This window comes from Demequina sp. B12, from assembly GCF_028823635.1.
Classification (GTDB): Bacteria; Actinomycetota; Actinomycetes; order Actinomycetales; family Demequinaceae; genus Demequina.
The window spans coordinates 756,868-775,843 of record NZ_JAPEHU010000001.1; the positions used below are offsets into that span (position 1 = coordinate 756,868).

Consider the following 18,976-nt stretch of genomic DNA (forward strand, 5'->3'; position numbering starts at 1 on the left):
GGTCCCGCACAGTGATCACTGTGCGGGACCATTTCTCCAGGCTGAGTGGCTAGCCCTCCGTGACGATGACCGTCTCTTCGATCCGTTCCACTGCGATCAGATCCTCGGTGGGTCCGAGCACGCGGTACAGCAGGCCAGCGATCGCAGCACCCACGAGTGGTGCGAGCCAGAACAGCCACACCTGCTGCAAAGCCCAGATGTCAGACCAGACGGCGATGCCGGTGGCACGTGCTGGGTTCAGTGCACCGTTGGTGAAGGGAACGGCGACCAGCACCAGGAAGCCCACCGTGAGGCCAATCGCGAACGGTGCAGCAACCGCGCCATCCTTGGCGAACACTGAGGTCACGGCCAGCACCACACCCACAAGCAGGGCCGCAATGATGACCTCGATGATGAGGCCGGCGCCCCAGCCAAAGCCGACAGGGGAGTGGTCGCCGTACCCATTTGCTCCAGCGGACACGAAGGTGCGGGTCGCTTCCGCACTGGTGTTGACAGGATGGGAATCTGCGGTGACAAAGAGGATCATCCCGGCGACGGTGGCGCCGAGTAGCTGGGCGATCCAGTACGGGGCCACATCACGACCAGGGAACCGGCCGGCAACCCACAAGCCGAACGTCACAGCGGGGTTGAGGTGCGCGCCGGAGATGCCACCGAAGATGAGCGCGGCGATGATCACGCCCAGCGCGAACCCAAACGCCACCGCAAGGGTGCCAGCGCCAATCGCGCCCGCGTAGAGAGCAGTTCCTACGCCCATGAACACCAGGATGAATGTCCCGGCCGCCTCTGACAGCATGGTTGCCAAGAGACTGGGACCGCTCGGGTCGTCTACCCAGTCGTCGCCGTCGATTTCTTCCACGATCAGCGTTTCCGTAACCTCGACCTCAGGTGCCGATTCAGGGGACTTGTCTGCCTCTGTCATCGTCCAAGCCTTTCCGTATGCGTCAGGGCACCTCATCAGTGCCTTCGTTGCATCGTGGCACGTCGGATGACTCCACGCTCGATGGCGCGGCGGTTGACAGCCGTTCCAGGTACCGCGAAAGCGGGAGAGTGGACTAGCCTGGGTCCGACGTAATTGGTCCCTACCCCCACGTGACGAGGCACTCTCAATGGCGAAGATTAAGGTCGAAGGCAAGGTCGTCGAGCTCGACGGCGACGAGATGACGCGAATCATCTGGCAGTTCATCAAGGACCGCCTGATTCACCCCTACTTGGACGTTGACCTCGAGTACTACGACCTCGGTATCGAGTCCCGTGACGCGACCAATGACCAGATCACCATCGACGCCGCGAACGCCATCAAGAAGCACAACGTGGGCGTGAAGTGCGCCACCATTACGCCGGATGAGGCACGCGTTGAGGAGTTTGGCCTCAAGAAGATGTGGGTCAGCCCTAACGGCACCATCCGCAACATCCTCGGTGGCGTGGTGTTCCGTGAGCCGATCATCATCTCGAACATTCCCCGCCTGGTGCCCGGCTGGACCAAGCCGATCATCATCGGCCGCCACGCCCACGGTGACCAGTACAAGTCGACCAACTTCAAGGTGCCCGGCCCCGGCACTGTGACTATCACGTACACCCCGCAGGATGGCTCCGCTCCGGTCGAGCACGAGGTTGTGCAGATGCCCGAAGACGGCGGCGTCGTCATGGGCATGTACAACTTCAACAAGTCCATCGAGGACTTCGCCCGCGCCTCGTTCTCGTACGGTCTGCTGCGCAACTACCCCGTCTACATGTCCACCAAGAACACCATCCTTAAGCAGTACGACGGTGCGTTCAAGGACATCTTCCAGGACGTGTTTGACCGCGAGTTCAAGGCCGAGTTCGAGGCGAAGGGCCTCACCTACGAGCACCGCCTCATCGACGACATGGTGGCCGCCGCCATGAAGTGGGAAGGCGGCTACGTGTGGGCCTGCAAGAACTATGACGGCGACGTCCAGTCCGACACCGTCGCGCAGGGCTTCGGCTCGCTGGGCCTCATGACCTCCGTGCTGATGAGCCCCGACGGCAAGACCGTCGAGGCCGAGGCCGCTCACGGCACCGTGACCCGTCACTACCGTCAGCACCAGCAGGGCAAGCCCACCTCCACCAACCCGATCGCCTCGATCTTCGCGTGGACCGGTGGACTGAAGCACCGCGGCAAGCTGGACAACACCCCTGAGGTCACCGGCTTCGCCCACACCCTTGAGGACGTCATCGTCAAGTCGGTGGAGTCCGGCAAGATGACCAAGGACCTCGCACTGTTGGTGGGACCCGACCAGGAATGGCAGACCACTGAAGACTTCCTCGCCACGTTGGACGAGAACCTCTCGGCCCGACTGGCCTAAGGACAAGGCCCGCAGGCTACTTCAGCCTGCGGGCCTTCTTCTTGTGTAGTACCCCTCCCCGTAGTTCCCATATTGAGTTCAAGGAGTCACAGAGACGTGAGCACTGCTTCCGGGAAGACCCCCGTCAACGTCACCGTCACCGGCGCTGCAGGCCAGATCGGCTACGCCCTTCTTTTCCGCATCGCATCCGGCCAGATGCTGGGCGCCGACACCCCTGTGCGTTTGCGCCTGCTCGAAATCCCCCAGGGTGTCAAAGCCGCAGAGGGTACCGCCATGGAGCTAGACGACTGCGCGTTCCCCTTGCTGGACGGCATCGACATCTTCGACGATGCCACGGCGGCATTCGACGGCGTCAACGTGGGCCTCCTGGTGGGCGCTCGCCCTCGCGGTGCAGGGATGGAGCGCGGCGACCTGCTCGCCGCCAACGGCGGAATCTTCGGCCCCCAGGGCGAAGCAATCAACGCCGGCGCAGCCGACGACGTCCGGATCCTCGTGGTTGGCAACCCCGCCAACACCAACGCTCTGATTGCATCGGCCCACGCACCCGACGTTCCTGCGGACCGTTTCAACGCGATGATGCGACTCGACCACAACCGTGCGCTCGCGCAGCTTGCCGCGAAGTCCGGTACCTCCGTGGCAGACGTCAAGCAGGTCGCGATCTGGGGCAACCACTCCGCCAAGCAGTACCCCGACATTGCGCACGCCTCCATTGGTGGACGTCCAGCAGTTGACGTCATTGGGGACGATGCTTGGGTTGCGGACACCTTTGTGCCCACCGTGGCCAAGCGTGGCGCCGCGATTATCGAGGCGCGCGGTGCGTCGTCGGCAGCGTCTGCTGCCAATGCCGCGATCGACCACGTGCACGACTGGGTTCACGGCACGCCCGAAGGCGACTGGACCTCTGTCGCGATGCCCTCCGACGGCTCCTACGGCGTGCCCGAAGGCCTGGTGTCCTCATTCCCTGCGGTTTCCCGTCACGGGAAATGGGAAGTTGTCCAGGGCCTGTCGATTGACGCCGACGCCCAGACGAAGATCGACGCCTCCGTCGCAGAACTCGTCGAAGAGCGGGACGCCGTTCAAGGGTTGGGCTTGATCTAAGCCACGTCACACGCGCAACGAGGGTCCGGAGTCACAGACTCCGGGCCCTCGTGTTGTGCGCTGGTACAACTGCGCTTACGGCAGGAACTCCATGTTGCCCCAGCCGTGGCCGAACTTCATGCTGGTGCCGAATCCACCGCTACCGTTGCCGGTGTAGAGGTAGAGATCGCCCTTCGCGTCCGTCGCGAGTACATCGACGTGGCCGTCGTTGTTCCAGTCGCCACCGCTGAAGATATTGGTGAACGCACCCCAGTTGGTGCCCACCCGTACAGGGTCTTGGGTGGAGCCGTCGGGCTCGGCACTGATCATGTAGAGATGCCCGTCGGCGCTGTTGCGGCCCAACATGTCCGCAAAGCCGTCGTCGTTCCAATCGCCCGCGAAAAACAGGAGGTCGTAGTCCGGAAGGTCGAGCGAGACCCGTGGGAGCCAGCCGCCGCCAACTGTCTTGGGATAGTAGTAATAGTCTCCCGAAGAACGGTGGCGGGTCACGATTCCACTGAGGCGTTGGCCTCCCCATTGCGACACGCCTACCAGTTGGTCGTATCCGCTCCAGCCCTGCCCGATGGTGCCGGACGCGCTGAACCCGCCGTTGCCGTTCGCGGTGTAGAGGTAGAGCAGGCCGTTGGTGTGGATCGAGACGATCTGTGGCATAGCCGTGCCATTGAAGTTGTACGCGGTTGACATGAGGCGCATGCCGTTCCAGCCGTGGCCAATTTGCTTGCCGGTTAGGCCAGAGCCGTCGGCGCGTCCGAAGTAGGCGTAGAGCCTTCCGTTGGAGTGCCGGGCGAGCATGTCGGAGTATCCGTCCGTGTTCCAGTCGCGTTGGACCAGACTGACGGGAGGGATGTTGGCGGTGGAGCCGAACCAGTCGGTGAAGATGCGCCAGAAGTTGCGGTTACCGTAAGACGAACATGAGTCGCCACTGCCGTACAGGTTGTTGAGGGCGGCGTTGTTGGGCTGGTACGGGGTGTAGTTGTACAACCCCGCGGTGGCTTGGTTGCGAATGTAGACAGCCGACGAGCCACACGAGGCCGAGGGGTGGTACAGCACTTGTTGAGTGCGTCCTGCCTGATGTGCATAGTTGCCCGGGTAGTCGCGGTACCGCTGGTATTGCTTGGCGGCAAGGTAGACCTGATTCTGGAAGCCGTAGTACTCGGTGTCGCACGGCGCAGTGTCGGGGCATCCGTAACCAGTGGCGATCTGGTAAGCGCGGCTGGTGGGTCGGGTCCGTCCCACCAGCGACTGTTCTTTTTCCAGGAGGACCAGCAGCACCTGCGGGTTGATGTCGCAGGCTTGCGCCACTTTGTAGATGATGGCGGCGGAGGTCTCGTTCGACTTACCCGCGTACGAGCTGCACTGTGAGTTCGCGCTGATGGAGCGCGTGGTCATGGTGTAGTCCTTGAGACACGGCTCCTCGCCCGCGACACAGTTGCTTCCTTTGGAGTTCAGAAAGGACTGAATCTGCGAGGTCGACATTGCTGCCGCGTCGTAGAAGGTGGCGTCGGAGATGATGTAGCCGGGGTCGAAGTCACTGCCATTGGCTGCCTGGGCGGCGGGCGTGAAGATCGCGATGACGGCCGCTGCAATGGTGAGGGAGCCCAGGAAGCGTCGCATCACGAGTTGTCTCCTGCGCGTGCGGGGTCGCTCTGGATGGAGAGTTCATGTGACTCGTAGCGCACGGTGACGGTGGTCTCGGTGTCCGCGTTGGGTACGGATAGCGGTGCGCAGAGCGTCGACTGTGCGTCGGGGATTGCGTCGGTGGTGTGGGTGCGTGAGGTCCCGCTGGACACAACGGTGAAGACGCAACGGCCGCCCTCTTCGACCACGACCGGGATGACGGCATTCGCGGTCAGGGTCCCGGCTTCGATGCCCACATAGGTGAGCACGGGTTCGATGCTGCTGACCGGCACATCGGGTTCGAGCGATGCTTCGGGCAGCGCGGACGGTGATGTCGTGGGGGATGTGGTGGTGTCTGGACTTGCCGTGGGGGAAGGGGAGGGGGAGACGTGTGCGGTCGCAGAGGCTTCCGGGGAAGCCGTGGGCGAAGGCGACGCTGACGCGGTTGCCATGGCCGTGGGATCAGCGGACGGAGCGAGTCCGGCGGCGACTGCTGGGGCCGCGCATCCTGCAAGGCTGGCGACCGCGACGGTGGCGGCGAGCGCGACCGCAAGGTCGCGTGGTGAGTGGCTGCGGTGGGGGCGCATCGGAACTCCGTGACGTATGTGAACAGTGTGAACACTGTAAGTGAGGGGAACCGTCTCGTTGACTGCGTTGGGTCGGCGTGGCGGGTGTTGTCAATCGATGCTCGACGTACATGCCTCGCTGCCACCTCTGTGCGATTCATCACGGGACGGTAACAGTTGCGCTCAAATCGATTCGAGGGACTTGCAAGATTTTCGTTAGTAACCTTTACTAACTAACTATGACGACCGAGGACGCTCAGCGGCGCTCCTCCGGATCCACGGTGGAAGTCACCACGGATCACGGAGTAGACAGCGCAGCTGCACCGCAGCGCATTAAGGCGCTTGCCGGTGCCGTGCGTCCCGGTGCCCGGGTTCGTCCCGAGCATGCGCGTCGTCACAACCGCGCGCTTGTCCTTCAATCGCTGTACCGCGCAGACGGCCTTTCCCGCGCCGATGTCGCACGGGAAGTGGGTCTCACCCGCGTCACGATCTCCGACTTGGTCTCCGACCTCATTGAAGAGAACCTCGTCGTCGAACTGGGCCTTCGCCCGGACGCCCGCCCCGGCAAGCCCGCAACCCTGCTCGACATCAACCGCACAGGCTTCGCCATCATCGGCCTGGACCTATCGAACAACTCGGTCTTCCGCGGCGTGGTGACGGACCTTGACGGTGGCGTTGTTGAGCGCGCAGAAGTGTCCGTCCGCAGCATGACTGGTGACGAGGCCGTCAACGCGGTCTTCGACCTTCTTGCCGATCTGATCAAGCGTGCGACCGCGCCCGTTATCGGCATCGGCATCGGCAGCCCGGGAATTGTGGACCTCGACGGCACCGTCGTTTCCGCTCCTAACTTGGGGTGGGCCGATGTTCCGCTCCAGCAACTCGTCGCGGAGCGCTTCGATCTGCCTACGCAGGTAGCAAACGACGCCAACATGGCAGCACAGGGGGAGCGCAGCTTCGGCGGCGCAAGCCCCGACATGATGCTGGTCCGCATCGGCCGCGGTGTAGGTTCCGGCGTGGTTGTCGGTGGCCACCTTGTGTACGGCTCCAGCTTCGCCGCAGGTGAGATCGGACACGTTGTCGTTGGCACTGACGGCGGCGAGGAATGCGCATGCGGCAAGGCCGGATGCCTCGAAACCTGGCTGTCGTCACCGCACCTCGAGTCCGTTGCCGCGGAAGGCGACGACGAGGCACGCAACGCGGCTTTGCGCGAAGCCGGAGAGCGGTTGGGTATCTCGCTCGCTCCCGTCGTCGCAGCACTGAACTTGGGCGAGGTCGTTTTGGCCGGCCCTCACAATCTTCTCGCTGGACCCTTACTTGAGGGCACCTCCGAGACGCTCCGTAGCAGGACGATGGCCGAACTCCACGGTGATCTGACGCTACGGATGACCACCCTTGGACGCGACATCGTCGTGCTCGGGGCAGTGGTCATGGTCCTTACTGGACAACTGGGAGTGTCGTAGCTCCTAGAAACCACAACGTCGTGGCCACAACAGTCACGGACGGCACACACAACAGAGAAGGAAGTAGCACAATGAAGAAGATGACTCGCGGTATCGCGGCATTTGCCGCTGCCTCGGCCGTCGTCCTCGCGGGATGCTCCTCGTCCGAGGGCGAGACCGACGAGACCACTTCGCCTGACGCCACCAACACTGCTGGCGGCGAAGCCACCGCAGCTGCTCAGGACGTCAAGCTGTGGCTCATGGGAACCGACACCCCTGACGAGCTCATTCAGTACCTGAAGGACACCTACGCTGCCGACAACGGTGGCACCCTGACGGTTGAGCAGATCGGCTGGGGCGACGCGATCTCCTCGCTGACCACCTCGCTGCCCGACTCGGCCAACACCCCTGACGTGACCGAGGTCGGTAACACCCAGGCCGCAACCTTCACCACCGTTGGTGCCTTCATGGACATCACCGACATGTACGAAGAGCTGGGCGGCGACGACCTGCTCCAGGGCTTCGTTGAGGCTGGTTCGGTTGGCGACACCGTCTACGCGCTGCCCTACTACTTCGGTTCGCGCATGGTCTGGTACCGCAAGGACCTGTACGCCGAGGGTGGCGTTGACGTTCCCACCACGCTTGCTGAAGTGACCGAGGTCAACGCCTCGCTCAAGGAGCAGGAAATCGCTGGTGCATACGTGCCCGGTCAGGACTGGCGTGACGGCATCTCCTGGATCTTCGCCAACGGCGGAGACATTGCTACCTTCGATGGCTCGCAGTGGGCCTCGGCTCTGTCCTCGGACGAGTCGGTTGAGGGCATGAAGCAGTGGCAGGAGCTCTTCACCACCGCTTCGGTCGCATCCGTGACCGACGATGACTCGAGCGCCTACCAGGCCATCAACGACGACTTCCTGCCCGGACTCCCCGCGGCAACCACGATGGCTCCGAACTGGGCCTTCTGGTCGCTCGGTGACCTCTCGGAGAACGACGAGGGCGAGCAGGTCGCAACCTGGAACGACGAGACCTTCGGTGCATACGTGCTCCCCGGCGTTGACGGCGGCGTTGCCCCCGTGTTCGCAGGTGGCTCGAACATCGGTATCTCGGCTGCAACCCAGAACGTTGAGGGTGCCAAGCAGCTCATGCAGATCATCTTCTCGGACGACTACCAGCTGATGCTGGCCGAGAACGGTCTTGGCCCGGCCAACACCACCTTCGGTGAGACCTACGCCGAGGTTGCTGCGATGGGTGACCTGTCGCTGCAGGCTGCTGAGTCGGCCAAGCTGACCCCGGCAGCACCGGGCTGGGCTTCGATCGAAGAGCAGCAGATCCTCGAGCAGTACTTCGCTGCAGTGGCAGAGGGCGGCGACGTCGCTTCGCTCGCAGTCGAGTACGACGAGAAGATCAACAGCCTCATCAACGGCTAAATCACCTCAATGACGGAGTAATCCGTCATCCCGCGTGGGGCCTGGGACTTCCGCACAAGCCCAGGCCCCACGTCATGGGGGTTTCCCCGCCCCTCCTCCCTCCACCTCAGCACCATCGAGAGGCACACCATGACAACCCCCGCGATGACGCCGAGCAGACTCGACGACTCGCCTGCCGTGAGCAAGAAGCCTCTCGGCAAGATCCTTCTCCCTTACCTGCTTGTCCTTCCCGCACTAGTCGCACTACTAGTCGGTATGGGCTACCCGCTCGGCTGGCAGGTCTTTAACTCCTTCCGCGAATACGGGCTCGCCGCCCAGTTCGGCACCGCTTCCCCCGAGTGGGTGTGGTTCGAGAACTACACCACGCTGCTGTCAGATGGCACCTTCTGGTTCATCCTGGTGAAGTCGATCGTCTTCATGGCGATCACGGCTTCGATGACGATGATCCTCGGCATTGGACTTGCCCTTCTCATGAAGGCCGTCAGCCGTTGGGCCCGCCTGACCCTGCAGATCGCCATGCTGCTGGCATGGGCCATGCCGATCGTCGCTCAGATGACGGTCTGGGGCTGGCTCATTGACAAGCGCAACGGTGTCATCAACTACGTGTTGAGCTGGATCCCCGGCGTCGACCTCATCGGTCACGACTGGCTGGTGAACCCCATCACGTTCTACGGCATCGGTTCGACGATCATTGTGTGGGCCTCGGTTCCGTTCGTCGCGCTGTCCGTCTACGCCGCGCTGACTCAGGTGTCGAGCGAAGTGAAGGAAGCTGCCTCGCTCGACGGTGCAAGCGGCTGGCAGATGCTGCGCCGCATCACCATGCCGATCATCCGCCCGGTCATCACGATCCTGTTCCTGCTGCAGCTCATCTGGGACCTGCGCGTTTACGCCCAGATCCGACTCCTGCAGGACTTCGGTGCCGGTGGTACCAAGTACGACCTGCTCGGAACGTACATCTACAGCCTCGGTATCGGCCAGAACCAGTTTGGTCTTGCGTCCGCCGCCGCCATGATCGTGATGTTCTTCACGATCGGCCTTAGCTGGTACTACGTCCGACAGCTCCTCAAGGAGGACAACTGATGAACACCAAGAAGACCACCGGGCGCCGCATTGGCGGAATCTTCGCCCTGCTGATCGCCCTCGTATGGGTGTTCCCCGTCTACTGGATGATTAACTCGTCCTTCCTGTCCTCCGCGACGCTCGCCCAGCTCACCCCCACCTGGGTGCCCTTCGGCGGAACGTTCAACAACTACAAGACCGTGATGGACCCGTCCTCCGGGTTCACGTCATCGCTCCAGATGTCGGTCACGATCACCCTGCTGTCGCTGCTGTTCTGCATCGTGTTCGCCTTCCTTGGCGCACTCGCGATCTCGCGCTTCAAGTTCCGCGGACGCAAGTCGTTCGTGGTCGCGATCATCGTGATCCAGATGCTTCCCGCGGAAGCAATGTTCATCGCTCAGTACAAGATGATCTCCAGCCTGGGCCTGCTCAACACGGTCGTCGGTATCTCGATCATCTACATCGCTACGGTGATCCCCTTCACCCTGTGGATGCTGCGCGGCTTCGTTGCCGGTGTTCCTGCAGACCTCGAAGAGGCAGCCATGGTTGACGGCTGCACCCGCTTCGGCGCATTCATGCGTGTCACCTTCCCGCTGCTGGCCCCTGGTCTGGTGGCGTCGGGTGTCTACGCCTTCATCCAGGTCTGGAACGAGTTCGCGCTGGCTTCGGTGCTGCTGACCGACGAGAGCAGCCGCACCCTGCCGCTGTGGCTGCGTCGCCTGTCCGAGTTCTCCAACGTGGGTGGATACCCCAACTGGGGCGAGGTCATGGCCGGCTCGGTTCTGGTCGCAGTACCCGTCATCATCTTCTTCCTGATCGTGCAGGGTCGTATGACCCAGGGCATGGTCGGAGGAGCTGTCAAGGGTTGATGTGTTCGGTGGTGGCGAGCCCCGCGCTCGCCACCACCTCCATCACCCCGTCCCCCCGACCAAGACAACTCGCGGCACCTGACTGCCCGGGACGTGTTCGCACGCCCGCAGGTGCCGACAAGTGGTGGAGAAGACTGTTGAAGAAGGAACTCATATGAGCGGCGTTCGCATCGGTGTGGACATCGGCGGCACGAAGATCGACGCAGTCGTCGTCGACGAAAATGCCGAGGTGCTTGGGCGCCACCGCATCGCAGTCCGCAAGGGCCATCAGGGCGTGGTCGACGCAGCCGTAGAAGCCGTCGCAACCCTGACCGCGGAGGCTGGCATCTCGGTCACCGACGCGCTGTCGATTGGTGTGGGCATCCCCGGCACTGTGACCGACGGCGTCGTGCACCATGCTCAGAACCTCGATGTCCATGAACTTGATCTCGCAAGTGCTCTACGCGAGGCCTGGGGGCGTGACGTGTTCGTGGAGAACGACGTCACCGCTGCCGCGGTAGGAGCATGGCAGATCGTCGCCCCTGAGCGCCGATCTGTGGCATACCTGAACCTAGGAACCGGCCTTGCTGCCGGCATCATCCTGGACGGCAAACTTTGGCGGGGCGCGTACGGCGCAGCCGGGGAAATCGGCTACATCAGCGTTGACCCACGCGGTCCCGAAGACCCCGAGGGAAACCCCGGCGGCCTGGAAACCTACGCCTCCGGCTCCGGCATCGTTCTCCAGTGGGGGGCAGATGGCTCGGACGCCCGCGCCATCATGGCCGCCGCTGCTAAGGGCGACCCCGCTGCCGAAGCTATCCGTGACCGTCTCTACTTTGGAGTCGCATCGGCCATCCGCGTGTTGGTCCTTGCCTACGATGTAGAAGAGGTCATCATCGGGGGCGGCTTGACCGGTCTCGGTGACAGCCTGCTTGACGGCACCACCGCGGTCCTCGACGACTGGTCGAGCAAGTCCGCATTCTTGAACTCACTCAAGCTCACCGAGCGCACCCGGATGCTCGAGGGCTACCGTCCTGTTGCTGCCATTGGAGCAGCACTGTTGGGAGTCGACAATGGCTGAAGTACTGATTGTTAAAGACAAGGACGAGGCAGGTGCCCTCGTCGGAGACCACATCGCCGCGAAGGTAAAGGCCAACCCGGCCTTCACGCTCGGCGTTGCGACCGGCTCCACCCCGCTTCCCGTGTACCGCTCGCTGGCAGGACACGCTGCCGCTGGCATCGACTTCACGGGTATCACCTGCTTTGCGCTGGACGAGTACGTGGGCCTGCCCGCGGGGCACCCCGAGAGCTACCGTGCCGTCGTTGACCGCGAAGTGACCGAACCCCTGGGCCTGGACCCCAAGCGTGTCAACGTGCCCGACGGTTCCGCCGACGGCATCGAGACCGCAGGTGAGCGCTACGAGGCCGCACTCAACGCTCACGGTGGTGTTGACCTGCAACTGCTGGGAATCGGAACCGACGGACACCTGGCCTTCAACGAGCCTGGCTCATCGTTCGGATCGCTGACCCGCGTCAAGACCCTCACCGAGCAGACTCGCGAAGACAACGCTCGCTTCTTCGACTCGATCGACGACGTCCCAATGCACTGCGTCACCCAGGGACTGGGCACGATCCTGCGTGCCGGCCACCTGGTGATGCTTGCCTTCGGTGAAGGCAAGGCTGACGCCGTTGCCGGTGCCGTTGAAGGCGCCGTGTCCGCATCGATGCCGGGCTCTGCGCTCCAGCTTCACTCGCACGCCACGATCGTCATTGACGAAGCAGCGGCGTCCAAGCTAAAGTTCGCTGACTACTACCGCCACGCACAGCGCAACAAGCCCGCCTGGCAAGGTATCTAAGCAGTACTCAAGACGACAAGGAGGCCATCATGGCGTTGCTGACAGACATCCACGGACACGGGGGTGGAGGCCACTCCTTCGGTGACTCGGTCGACAGCACTCTCGCTGCCGCTGCCGCTCACCGAGCGACTGGAACGCACGCCATGGTGGCCTCACTTGTGTCCTTGCCCATTGCGGACACGATCACCGCGATGGACACCGTGCGTCAGGCCATGGCGCAAGACGAGTCGATTCTGGGTGTCCACCTGGAAGGCCCCTTCCTGGCGCTTGAGCGTAAGGGCGCACACAAGCCCGCCAACCTCATCGATCCGTCACCCGCAGTGGTGTCGGAGTTGCTAGAGGCGGCAGACGGCATCATCAAGCAGATCACCATGGATCCCGCCAGGGAAGGTGCTCTCGACGCGATCGAGCGCTTCGTCGAGGCTGGTGTGATCGTGGCGGTGGGACACACCGAGGCTACCGCCGCGCTGTCTCGCGAAGCCTTCGACCGTGGCGCCTCGTTGTTGACCCATGGCTTCAACGCTATGAAGGGCATCGTGGGCCGTGAGATCGGTCCCGTCGGTGCGGCGATGGACGACGAGCGCGTCTACATCGAACTGATCGCGGATGGCATCCACGTCGACCCCGCGTTGATTGCGTCGATGTTCCGTGCGGCACCTGGCCGTGTAGTGCTGGTGACGGACGCCATGGCAGCCGCAGCAGCTCCAGAAGGTGCCTACATGCTGGGCGAGCTCGAAGTGGACGTCAAGGATGGCAAGGCCACCTTGAAGGGCACTGATACCATCGCTGGCTCCACGCTCACCATGACCCGCGCCATTGAGGTCTGTGTTGAGGCGGGCGTGCCGGAGGCGGATGCCGTTGCGGCCGCTTCCACGGTGCCCCGCGCGCTTCTGGGGTTGGACTAGCAGGATCGAGTCTACGAATACACGGCTAGAATCTGCCTATGTCTGATGCGCCTCTTCCCGACTTTGGGGTCGTCATCTTGACAATGGGCAAGCGTAAAAAGCGACTCGCACGCGCGATCGCTTCGGTCCTACGTCAGCGCGACGTGACGGTAGACGTCTTGGTCGTTGGCAATGGCTGGGATCCCCAAGAGTCCGTCGGCATGCCCGGTGTGCGAACTCTTGGCTTGGCGCACAACATCGGTATCCCTGCCGGCCGCAACGCGGGCGTGAACCATGTGGTGGGCCGCTATCTGTTCTTCCTCGACGATGATGCTGAGATCGTTGGCGACGACTTCCTCAGCGCCGTCCGCGCCAAGTTTGAACAGTATCCGGAGTACGGCGTACTGCAGGGACAGGTGTCCGACCGCAAAGGCAAGGAGCCCCCGTCGCGGTGGGTTCCCCGCATCGGTAGCAGGATTCCCGACAAACCCACCAAGGTGTTCTCTCTTTGGGAGGGCGCCGTGGCTGCCCGCCGAGAAGTTTTCGACGCGGCAGGCATGTGGCCTGCGGACTTCTTCTACGCGCACGAAGGCATTGAACTCGCGTGGCGTGTGTGGGAACTGCGCAAGCAGGTGATCTACGATCCTGAGCTTCGCGTGTACCACCCGGTGAAACCTCCCACCCGGCACCGCGACTACTACTTCTTGTCGGCACGCAATCGGGTGTGGCTTGCGCGCCGCAATCTGCCGTGGCCGCTCTCCGTGATCTATGCCTCTACCTGGGCTCTGTTGCAGCTCATCCGTGGTCCCAAGCAGTGGCAGCCCATCAAGGCTTGGTTCAGTGGTTTCTGGTCCGGCTGGCGCCATTGCCCACGGTCACAGCCCCGCATGGGTTGGAGGACCGTCGGCCACATCGCCCGCAACGGACGCCTTTTGGTGATCTAGCCTCGCGGACCGCGCAACTCGTTGCACCGGATCCGAGGTGATCCCCGAGGTACTTACCGGAACACGATGGTGCGGTGGCCATCGAGGAGCACGCGGTGCTCGGCGTGCCAGCGCACTGCTCGTGACAGTGCCGTCCGTTCCACATCGGCGCCAACGGCCGTCAGTTCTTCCGGGGTGTGAGTGTGGTCCACCCGCTGGATCTCCTGCTCGATGATGGGACCCTCATCCAGGTCACTGGTCACATAGTGAGCCGTGGCGCCAATCAGCTTCACACCACGGTCGTGTGCCTGGAAGTAGGGGCGTGCTCCCTTGAACGACGGCAGGAACGAGTGGTGAATGTTGATGGCGCGGCCGCGGAGTTCCTCGGACAGCGAGGGCGAGAGAATCTGCATGTAGCGTGCCAGCACTACGAGTTCAACATCGAGCGAGTCCACGAGGCTCAAGAGCTCAGCCTCAGCCTCCGGCTTCGTGTCTGCGGTGACGGGGATATGGTGGAACGGCTTGCTGTAGAAACCCGCAAGGTCGGCAAGAGTGTTGTGGTTTCCGGCCATGGCGACGATGTCGATCGGCAACGTCTTGGCTCGCTCGCGGAACAACAAGTCGTTGGCACAGTGTGCGGACTTCGACACCAACACCAAGGTGCGCATCTTGCGCCCGGCCTGGTCGAGCTTCCAGTTCATCGAGAACCGTCCACCCAGCCCGGAGAAAGCGTTCTCGATCTCATCGCGTGGTGCTGCGGTGGTGAACTCAACCCGCATGAAGAACAGTCCGGTGTCGGGGTCGCCAAACTGTTGTGACTCAGTGATGTTGCCGCCGTGCTCCGCGAGTGTCCCGGAGACGGCATGCACGATGCCGGGTTGATCGGGGCAGGAGAGCGCCAAGACGTAGCGCACAGCAGAGTCGTTCATGGGCACTCACTCTACCGAGCGTTCCGCCCCGTCAGTCCTGGGAGGGCACCTTCAAGGCGGACGAGGTCAGGATTGCGAGGGTGTGGCCAGCCACGACGATCGGGGCCGCAACGGTCAGTACTACCAATGCAACGGCGACACCGTTGAAGGAGGCGAGCGCACCTACCACCGCGAATGCCAGGAACACCAGCGTCTGCTCAACGGAGTGATACGCGCGGTGGATGGGAACAAAGTTGGCCAACGACCGCGCGCGTGCCACCCAGCCGATGGTGGGAGCCTTGATGCCGGTGTCTTCCTTGGCAAGCGGGAGTCCACCTTGCACACGTGCCAGACGGGAACCGTCGTTCAACGACTTGTTCCACAACACCAGAACGCCCAGGAGCCCACCGACAACGGCCCAACCCCAAGCCGTGGGAGAGGTCTCCAAGGCGATGCGCAGGCCTGCAGCCACAGGGATCAGAGACTCCGTGGTGGTGTGAGCAATGCGATCGAGGAAGATGCCGCGCGGGCCCATCTTGCGTGTCCAACGCGCTACCTCGCCGTCGGAGGCATCGAGGAGCATCTGTGTCATAGCCAGCACGGCTGCCAGGAGCGGTCCCCAGACGCCGGGAATCAGGAGCGCTGCGGCGGCGGCCCATCCACACAGAATCATGCCGACCGTGACAGCGTTCGCGCTGATGCCCGCGGACACGAACATGCGAGTCAGGTATGGCGAGATCGAGCGGGTGAAAACGTCCCCTGTCCAGTGTTCGGAGTTCTTGCGGCCCCGGATCTCTGGAGGTTGGCAGACCTCACGAATCTGCTCAATGGTGGGGCGTGATGGGCGCTCGTCACGGCTGGGCATAGCGCGATTCTGCCATGTGGAGTTCTCGCTTGAAGGCCTCGCTGGCTTCGACGCATGCGTCGACGAAGGCATCGGTCGCTTCTTCCGCTGACAGGCCACCTAGGTAGTAGTCGGCGAGCTCGCGAATGGTCGCCAGGTGGCCTTCGTCTGCCATAGCGGCACGCACGAGGGTCGCAGTGTCTGAAGCCTGCTCGGCGGTAATCCGGGGCACCTGGGCGTGAAGACGGGAACCGGGGGTGGGTTGCGCGTCGGCAACAACCGGGGTCGTCACGAGAAGTGCGCGGCCCTGCGAAAGCCAGTCGGAACTCATGGCCGAGACGTCGGTGATGAGGACATCGGCCCGTTCCATGGCGGCGTTGGGATCGGGGGTCACGTCAACCTCGCCCTGGGCTCCGGCCGCCGTCACGATGTCCTTGATCCTGGAGTTGGCCTCCCGGAACGCGCGATCCGAGACACCCAAACGCGGGTGCGGCCGGTAGATCACCTGGAAACCGTCATCCAGCAGCGATTGCACTAGCCGCTCTCCGTGAGAGACCGCCGATGAGTATGCGTTGGTTTCCTGCGACCCTTCCCAGGTGGGGGCGTACAGCACACTGGACCCGGTCTCGCGTTCCACCACGGACGGCAGCTGGGGGCGCCCAATGATCCGCAGGTGTGCGGCTGTGTCGAAGAACATCACCGAGGCCGCGTAGCGGTCCACGGCCGCCTGCCCCGCGACAAAGGTGAAGTCGAAGCCCTTGACTTGGTTCGAGACGGAAACAGCCTTGTCTGAGTCGCCATGGGCCAAGAACACGTGCGCGGCCTCCGTGGCTCGCAGCCCCACCATGTTGTTGTTGGCGTGGCCAACGTAAATGACGATCGAGGCATGACCGCGGCGCAACAGCGCAGAGAAGGTGCGGTTGCGCGCCACGATGATGACCGGGAAGGGAGTCTCGGCGCGCACGATCTTGGCAGTCCGGGAATCCTGCGTCACGACGGTGAGACCCATACGTTCGTCGAGTGCATCGAGTGCGCCGTACCACTGGCGCAGCTGATAGACGTTCTCGGGCGGGTCGGGGAAGAACACGACTGCCTGTGACCGGATGACGTAGCCCGTCAGCTTCTCGTCTTCCCCCAGGCCGTCGGGGATCCCACCCGGGAGCAGCCCTAAGCGACGGATGCTGGAGCCCGCAAACTTTCGAGCTTTCCCCATCAGCGACATAGTGATCCCTTCGGTCTGGGACCCAATGCCCAATCTCAGACCAGGGTAACGGGGGACATGCTTCAGGTACACCGGAAATCTGTGTGCCATGCCCGGTACTCCAAGGTTTTCGTGCCACGATGGTTCTATGAGCCAGTCAGACAGTGTGCGAATCGATGTGCTGAAGCGTGACAACGCGGGTGAGCTTCTCACTGTTCGCCGCGCGGCCTTCGTCACGGAAGCGCAGCTGTACAACGACCCCAACATCCCGGCGCTCACGCAGACGCTTGAGGAGCTCATCGTGGATCTTGAGTCGCCCGATGTCGTGACGCTGGGTGCGTGGGAAGGACACCGTCTGGTCGGCTCCATTCGCGTGGGTCTCGAAGGTGACAAGGCCACCATCGGCCGCTTGGCTGTGGTCCCGGACCAGCAGGGTCTTGGCATCGGCACCCAGCTGTTGTTCTCAGTGTTGGGTCACCTCCCTGACACCACGCGCGAGGTGTGGGTCTTCACCGGCCAGAACTCCAAGCACAACATCGCGATGTACAACAAGGCTGGCTACGAGTTCCAGTTCGACCAGGTCAACGGCGATCTCACCTACGCCTACCTGCGTAAGGTGCTCGAATCCGGCGCCATTGTTGATGACGACGCTGATATCAACGCGGTTCGCGGCGACAACTGAGTTTGCCTGAGACTCGCGCAGTCTCACAATGGAAGGGTGACGTCCCCTTCTCCTTCTCCTGACGCCACAGCGCCCGCCAAGGCTCGTTCACGCGACCTTGCGATGGATAGTGCTGCGGGCATTCTGATCTGTCTTGTGGTGTTCGGCCACGCCATCGCACCGCTGGACAGCCGCGTGGTGGAAACAGTGGAGCAGTGGCTCTACATGTTCCACATGCCGGCCTTTGTCTTTGTTTCCGGTTACCTCACTCGCTACTCGCGCACGTGGTCGCCGGTGCGGCTCGTGCTGCGACTGGGCTTCCCTTACGTGGTGTTCTCCGTGATTCATGCACTGGAGCTGGCAGCCCTCACCGGTGAGCCGGTCAGTGTCACTCTGCTGAATCCCGATTGGACGCTGTGGTATTTGCTCGCCTTGCTCGCCTGGCGCCTCGCGGCGCCGTTACTTCGCGTCGACCAGTGGATGGTCATTGTCACCGTGTTGGTCGCACTGATCGCGGGCGTATTCCCCATCCTTGACACCACCTTGTCTGCGCAGCGCATCTTTGGGTTTGCGCCGTTCTTCACCTTGGGGCTGGTGTGGAAGGACCAGTGGTGGCGTTACGTGCGCAACTGGCCCGTGCGGTTTGCGGCGCTTGCCGCCTTCGCGGGCGCGTTTGTGTGGAGTTGGTTCACCGAGGACGAGGTCTCTCGCAGGATCTTCTTCCTGCACGTGGGGTATGAGGATCTGGGTCACCCTGAGTGGTACGGCATGATCGTGCGTTTCCTGGTGATCACGGTGGGAGGTCTGTTGGCGCTGGGGCTGCTGTCGTGGATGAGTAGCTCCTACAAGCTGATGACGGGAATCGGCGCCGCCACGCTTCCCGTGTACCTGCTGCACCCGCTGTTCCTCTACCCGGGGCGTGAAGACGGATATCAGTTCCCCTTCGACGACACCGTGGCGCTCGTGGTGTTGGCGCTGGCGTCATGTTTGTTCGCGTATGTGTTCTCGAGGCCCTTCATGGTGGCACTCGTACGACCGTTCATGGACTACACCTTCTGGCGCGACTTGGGCCGCCGTGCGGTGGGCCGGCGGCGGCAGGAAGCACCCCAGGATGCGGACACCCCGTAGGGCCGATGCGCTGACGAGTCGGCCACACGGAGCCCCAAGGAGAAAAGGGCATTGGTAGGCGAGCGAAGCGTTGCTAGACTGGCGCGCGTCGCGACTGGCGCAGTGGGACACCACGAGGGAGCGGCACTTCATCTTTGAGACTGTTGGTCGTACGCCTGGGCCAAGGTCACCGGACAACCGGCGGCCCCCGCCG

18 protein-coding genes and 1 riboswitch are annotated in these 18,976 nt (G+C 63.0%); of the genes, 12 read left to right on the forward strand and 6 right to left on the reverse strand.

Annotation, left to right across the window (positions count from 1 at the left end; translation table 11 throughout):
* Nucleotides 1-49: 49 nt before the first annotated feature.
* The gene (locus ON058_RS03745; protein WP_274667675.1) at nucleotides 50-919 is read right to left on the reverse strand and encodes an aquaporin; all 870 of its coding nucleotides are present in this window, start codon (nucleotides 917-919) and stop codon (nucleotides 50-52) included.
* A gap of 187 nt (nucleotides 920-1,106) precedes the next feature.
* On the opposite strand from ON058_RS03745, the gene ON058_RS03750 reads away from it, so the two are divergent.
* Nucleotides 1,107-2,324 (forward strand): NADP-dependent isocitrate dehydrogenase, encoded by a 1,218-nt coding sequence (locus ON058_RS03750; RefSeq protein ID WP_274667676.1) that lies wholly within the window; start codon nucleotides 1,107-1,109, stop codon nucleotides 2,322-2,324.
* Between the two features lie 96 nt (nucleotides 2,325-2,420).
* Nucleotides 2,421-3,422 (forward strand): malate dehydrogenase, encoded by a 1,002-nt coding sequence (locus tag ON058_RS03755; RefSeq protein WP_274667677.1) that lies wholly within the window; start codon nucleotides 2,421-2,423, stop codon nucleotides 3,420-3,422.
* A 75-nt stretch (nucleotides 3,423-3,497) separates the two neighbouring features.
* Here the strand turns inward: ON058_RS03755 and ON058_RS03760 are convergent, their stop codons facing one another.
* Together ON058_RS03760 and ON058_RS03765 are read right to left on the reverse strand one after the other, a co-directional pair.
* Entirely contained in the window at nucleotides 3,498-5,036 is a 1,539-nt protein-coding gene (locus tag ON058_RS03760) for a VCBS repeat-containing protein (protein ID WP_274667836.1), read from the reverse strand.
* A complete protein-coding gene (locus ON058_RS03765) occupies nucleotides 5,036-5,626 on the reverse strand; it encodes a hypothetical protein (protein WP_274667678.1) in 591 nt (196 codons plus the stop codon). Before ON058_RS03765 ends, ON058_RS03760 begins: the two co-directional genes overlap by 1 nt.
* A gap of 218 nt (nucleotides 5,627-5,844) precedes the next feature.
* Here ON058_RS03765 and ON058_RS03770 point away from each other — a divergent pair, with 218 nt between their 5' ends.
* The 8 genes from ON058_RS03770 (at nucleotide 5,845) to ON058_RS03805 (ending at nucleotide 14,062) form a co-directional block, all read left to right on the forward strand.
* Nucleotides 5,845-7,065, forward strand: a complete 1,221-nt coding sequence (locus tag ON058_RS03770; protein ID WP_274667679.1) for an ROK family protein — start codon at nucleotides 5,845-5,847, stop codon at nucleotides 7,063-7,065.
* Nucleotides 7,066-7,136: 71 nt separating this feature from the next.
* A complete protein-coding gene (locus ON058_RS03775; RefSeq protein WP_274667680.1) occupies nucleotides 7,137-8,471 on the forward strand; it encodes an extracellular solute-binding protein in 1,335 nt (444 codons plus the stop codon).
* A 129-nt stretch (nucleotides 8,472-8,600) separates the two neighbouring features.
* Complete coding sequence (locus ON058_RS03780) at nucleotides 8,601-9,551, forward strand: carbohydrate ABC transporter permease (protein ID WP_274667681.1); 951 nt, start codon at nucleotides 8,601-8,603, stop codon at nucleotides 9,549-9,551.
* Nucleotides 9,551-10,399 (forward strand): carbohydrate ABC transporter permease, encoded by an 849-nt coding sequence (locus tag ON058_RS03785; RefSeq protein ID WP_274667682.1) that lies wholly within the window; start codon nucleotides 9,551-9,553, stop codon nucleotides 10,397-10,399. Before ON058_RS03780 ends, ON058_RS03785 begins: the two co-directional genes overlap by 1 nt.
* Before the next feature lie 154 nt (nucleotides 10,400-10,553).
* On the forward strand, nucleotides 10,554-11,459 hold the full coding sequence (locus ON058_RS03790; RefSeq protein ID WP_274667683.1) for an ROK family protein: 906 nt from the start codon (nucleotides 10,554-10,556) through the stop codon (nucleotides 11,457-11,459).
* Nucleotides 11,452-12,234 (forward strand): glucosamine-6-phosphate deaminase, encoded by a 783-nt coding sequence (nagB, locus tag ON058_RS03795; RefSeq protein WP_274667684.1) that lies wholly within the window; start codon nucleotides 11,452-11,454, stop codon nucleotides 12,232-12,234. The genes ON058_RS03790 and nagB overlap by 8 nt, the downstream gene beginning before the upstream one ends.
* A gap of 29 nt (nucleotides 12,235-12,263) precedes the next feature.
* Nucleotides 12,264-13,139 carry an N-acetylglucosamine-6-phosphate deacetylase gene (gene nagA / locus ON058_RS03800; protein WP_274667685.1) on the forward strand — a complete coding sequence of 292 codons (876 nt, stop codon included), beginning with the start codon at nucleotides 12,264-12,266 and terminating at the stop codon, nucleotides 13,137-13,139.
* Nucleotides 13,140-13,177: 38 nt separating this feature from the next.
* The gene (locus ON058_RS03805) at nucleotides 13,178-14,062 is read left to right on the forward strand and encodes a glycosyltransferase family 2 protein (protein WP_274667686.1); all 885 of its coding nucleotides are present in this window, start codon (nucleotides 13,178-13,180) and stop codon (nucleotides 14,060-14,062) included.
* Between the two features lie 53 nt (nucleotides 14,063-14,115).
* Here ON058_RS03805 and purU read toward each other — a convergent pair whose 3' ends face one another.
* From purU to ON058_RS03820, 3 genes are read right to left on the reverse strand one after another with little or no spacing between them, the layout of a single operon-like run.
* Nucleotides 14,116-14,970 (reverse strand): formyltetrahydrofolate deformylase, encoded by an 855-nt coding sequence (gene purU, locus ON058_RS03810; RefSeq protein ID WP_274667687.1) that lies wholly within the window; start codon nucleotides 14,968-14,970, stop codon nucleotides 14,116-14,118.
* A gap of 31 nt (nucleotides 14,971-15,001) precedes the next feature.
* A complete protein-coding gene (locus ON058_RS03815; RefSeq protein ID WP_274667688.1) occupies nucleotides 15,002-15,814 on the reverse strand; it encodes a CDP-alcohol phosphatidyltransferase family protein in 813 nt (270 codons plus the stop codon).
* Entirely contained in the window at nucleotides 15,801-17,006 is a 1,206-nt protein-coding gene (locus ON058_RS03820; protein WP_274667689.1) for a CDP-glycerol glycerophosphotransferase family protein, read from the reverse strand. The genes ON058_RS03815 and ON058_RS03820 overlap by 14 nt, the downstream gene beginning before the upstream one ends.
* A 136-nt stretch (nucleotides 17,007-17,142) precedes the next feature.
* On the opposite strand from ON058_RS03820, the gene ON058_RS03825 reads away from it, so the two are divergent.
* Together ON058_RS03825 and ON058_RS03830 are read left to right on the forward strand one after the other, a co-directional pair.
* The gene (locus tag ON058_RS03825) at nucleotides 17,143-17,676 is read left to right on the forward strand and encodes a GNAT family N-acetyltransferase (protein ID WP_274667690.1); all 534 of its coding nucleotides are present in this window, start codon (nucleotides 17,143-17,145) and stop codon (nucleotides 17,674-17,676) included.
* A gap of 36 nt (nucleotides 17,677-17,712) precedes the next feature.
* Nucleotides 17,713-18,783 (forward strand): acyltransferase family protein, encoded by a 1,071-nt coding sequence (locus tag ON058_RS03830; protein ID WP_274667691.1) that lies wholly within the window; start codon nucleotides 17,713-17,715, stop codon nucleotides 18,781-18,783.
* Between the two features lie 64 nt (nucleotides 18,784-18,847).
* A riboswitch (ZMP/ZTP riboswitch) is annotated at nucleotides 18,848-18,951 on the forward strand.
* Nucleotides 18,952-18,976: the final 25 nt, after the last annotated feature.

Excerpts from the sequence above, each read along its gene's own strand:
- nagA (WP_274667685.1), top strand. The coding sequence starts at position 12,264 with ATGGCGTTGCTGACAGACATCCACGGACACGGGGGTGGAGGCCACTCC.
- ON058_RS03820 (WP_274667689.1), bottom strand. The coding sequence starts at position 17,006 with ATGGGGAAAGCTCGAAAGTTTGCGGGCTCCAGCATCCGTCGCTTAGGG.
- ON058_RS03760 (WP_274667836.1), bottom strand. The coding sequence starts at position 5,036 with ATGCGACGCTTCCTGGGCTCCCTCACCATTGCAGCGGCCGTCATCGCG.
- purU (WP_274667687.1), bottom strand. The coding sequence starts at position 14,970 with ATGAACGACTCTGCTGTGCGCTACGTCTTGGCGCTCTCCTGCCCCGAT.
- ON058_RS03825 (WP_274667690.1), top strand. The coding sequence starts at position 17,143 with ATGAGCCAGTCAGACAGTGTGCGAATCGATGTGCTGAAGCGTGACAAC.
- ON058_RS03790 (WP_274667683.1), top strand. The coding sequence starts at position 10,554 with ATGAGCGGCGTTCGCATCGGTGTGGACATCGGCGGCACGAAGATCGAC.
- ON058_RS03770 (WP_274667679.1), top strand. The coding sequence starts at position 5,845 with ATGACGACCGAGGACGCTCAGCGGCGCTCCTCCGGATCCACGGTGGAA.
- ON058_RS03745 (WP_274667675.1), bottom strand. The coding sequence starts at position 919 with ATGACAGAGGCAGACAAGTCCCCTGAATCGGCACCTGAGGTCGAGGTT.
- ON058_RS03815 (WP_274667688.1), bottom strand. The coding sequence starts at position 15,814 with ATGCCCAGCCGTGACGAGCGCCCATCACGCCCCACCATTGAGCAGATT.
- ON058_RS03805 (WP_274667686.1), top strand. The coding sequence starts at position 13,178 with ATGTCTGATGCGCCTCTTCCCGACTTTGGGGTCGTCATCTTGACAATG.
- nagB (WP_274667684.1), top strand. The coding sequence starts at position 11,452 with ATGGCTGAAGTACTGATTGTTAAAGACAAGGACGAGGCAGGTGCCCTC.
- ON058_RS03765 (WP_274667678.1), bottom strand. The coding sequence starts at position 5,626 with ATGCGCCCCCACCGCAGCCACTCACCACGCGACCTTGCGGTCGCGCTC.
- ON058_RS03785 (WP_274667682.1), top strand. The coding sequence starts at position 9,551 with ATGAACACCAAGAAGACCACCGGGCGCCGCATTGGCGGAATCTTCGCC.
- ON058_RS03780 (WP_274667681.1), top strand. The coding sequence starts at position 8,601 with ATGACAACCCCCGCGATGACGCCGAGCAGACTCGACGACTCGCCTGCC.
- ON058_RS03775 (WP_274667680.1), top strand. The coding sequence starts at position 7,137 with ATGAAGAAGATGACTCGCGGTATCGCGGCATTTGCCGCTGCCTCGGCC.
- ON058_RS03750 (WP_274667676.1), top strand. The coding sequence starts at position 1,107 with ATGGCGAAGATTAAGGTCGAAGGCAAGGTCGTCGAGCTCGACGGCGAC.